The following is a 1,592-nucleotide window of genomic DNA, read 5'->3' as shown; positions in this document are numbered from 1 at the left end:
CTCTACCCCTTCCTATACTTTCTCGCCATCCCCCGCGTTGTGGTGGCGGCCGCGCACCCCCACCCCGCGGGCCGCCCGGCGGGCGTGGGGCCCCGGACCCGGGGGGGTCCGGGGCCCCACCGCCGTACGTGCGCCGGGGTCTGCTCAGGGACTGTTCGGAAGAGCTAGGCGGAGGGTGACCAGTAGTCGACGAGGGTGCCGACCCCCGGCTCCAGGGCCTTCCACGAGCCGGAGTACGTCAGGACCGCGAAGGCGGCCGTGGGAAAGCCGCGGCGGTCCATCCGCGTACGGGCGTCGCCCTCGGAGCTTCCGGCAAGGATGTCGGCGAGCCCCTGCACTCCGGGGTTGTGGCCGATCAGCACGACGTTCTGCACGTCGTCCGGGGTGTCGTTGAGCACGGCGATCAGCTCGCCCGGAGAGGCCTCGTACAGCCGCTCCTCGTAGACGGTCTTGGGCCTGTTGGGCAGCTCCTGGACGGCGAGCTTCCATGTCTCGCGGGTCCTGGCGGCCGTCGAGCAGAGGGCCAGGTCGAGAGGGATGCCGCTGTCTGCCAGCTTGCGCCCCGCGACGGGCGCATCCTTGCGGCCTCGCTCCGCGAGCGGCCGCTCGTGGTCGGACACCTGCGGCCAGTCGGCCTTCGCATGCCGGAAAAGGACAATCCTGCGGGGTTCTGCGACGCTCATGCGTCCCAGCTTCGCATGAAACCCGCCGGTGGGCGCAGGGAGTTGGACTGCTCCCCCGACACGGGTGACGGCGTCCGCGCGAGGCGGGTCACGCGGTGGTACGGAAGACCGTCTCCTGGATGCGCTCCAGCAGGTGGGTGACCACCGGCTCACCGGCCGTGGCGTGGGCGTCGGCGGGGTTCAGCATCAGCAGGAGCAGGGCCGCGAAGGCTATGGCGGGGAGGGCGATCGCCCACCACGGAAGCTGGATCTCGACGCTCGCGGAGTCCTTGGTGGCTCCCGGGTCGCGCCTGGTGTGCGAACGGGCCGACATGCCGCCTCCGTGGTCTTCGAGTCCTCCGTGCCGCGTCTTCGCGGCCACATCTCGAAGGTACGGACCGGGCGACCCTCAGCACATCCGGTGATCCACCCACTTGACCCTGACACTGACCCCCTAGGGGATGGTGGTGCTAGCCCCACCACCGGCCCCGCCGGGGTCAGTTCACGGCGAGGCGATGGAGGCGATGATGCCGATGATCACGGTGATGGCCAGCATCGAGCCAAGCACGATGAGCAGCTTCTTCTGGCCGTTCTGGGGATTCGGGTCGAGCACGGGCATGGGGAGAGTGTCGCACCCTTTGTCCGGGGCGGCTCCGCCGGGGTGGGGCAGCACTCCCCCCGGAGCAGGGCGACACTCCCCCGGAGTCAGGCGGCCGCCGCGATCTCGTCCTCGACCGTGCGGTTGCGGCCCGCCAGGATGCCCACCACGATCTGCGGCACCATCAGGCCCGCCATGAGCGCGATCGGCAGCCCCCAGCCGCCGCTGTGCTGGTAGAGCACGCCCACCAGGAGCGGCCCCGGGATCGAGATCAGGTAGCCCGTGCTCTGCGCGAAGGCGGAGAGCTTGGCGACGCCCACACTGCTCTTGGC

General features: G+C 70.7%; 3 protein-coding genes and 1 pseudogene. All 4 read right to left on the bottom strand.

Translation table 11 applies throughout. The features are described from left to right. Positions 1-164 precede the first annotated feature (164 nt). Entirely contained in the window at positions 165-683 is a 519-nt protein-coding gene (locus ACQKIP_RS47010) for a SixA phosphatase family protein (protein WP_365853358.1), read from the bottom strand. A gap of 88 nt (positions 684-771) precedes the next feature. Then, complete coding sequence (locus ACQKIP_RS47005) at positions 772-996, bottom strand: hypothetical protein (RefSeq protein WP_365853356.1); 225 nt, start codon at positions 994-996, stop codon at positions 772-774. A 168-nt stretch (positions 997-1,164) separates the two neighbouring features. Next, positions 1,165-1,281 carry an SGM_5486 family transporter-associated protein gene (locus ACQKIP_RS47000; protein WP_150166275.1) on the bottom strand — a complete coding sequence of 39 codons (117 nt, stop codon included), beginning with the start codon at positions 1,279-1,281 and terminating at the stop codon, positions 1,165-1,167. 86 nt (positions 1,282-1,367) lie between these two features. Continuing rightward, positions 1,368-1,592 (bottom strand): annotated as a pseudogene (locus ACQKIP_RS46995) (MFS transporter); the annotation flags it as partial.

Origin of the sequence: Streptomyces sp. NPDC059900 (assembly GCF_050270335.1) — a bacterium.
GTDB lineage: Bacteria > Actinomycetota > Actinomycetes > Streptomycetales > Streptomycetaceae > Streptomyces.
Note: the sequence above shows the minus strand (reverse complement) of the source record. Positions and strands in the feature narration are given on the sequence as shown.

Coding starts and splice junctions, on each gene's coding strand:
- ACQKIP_RS47005 (WP_365853356.1), bottom strand. CDS start 996: ATGTCGGCCCGTTCGCACACCAGGCGCGACCCGGGAGCCACCAAGGAC.
- ACQKIP_RS47000 (WP_150166275.1), bottom strand. CDS start 1,281: ATGCCCGTGCTCGACCCGAATCCCCAGAACGGCCAGAAGAAGCTGCTC.
- ACQKIP_RS47010 (WP_365853358.1), bottom strand. CDS start 683: ATGAGCGTCGCAGAACCCCGCAGGATTGTCCTTTTCCGGCATGCGAAG.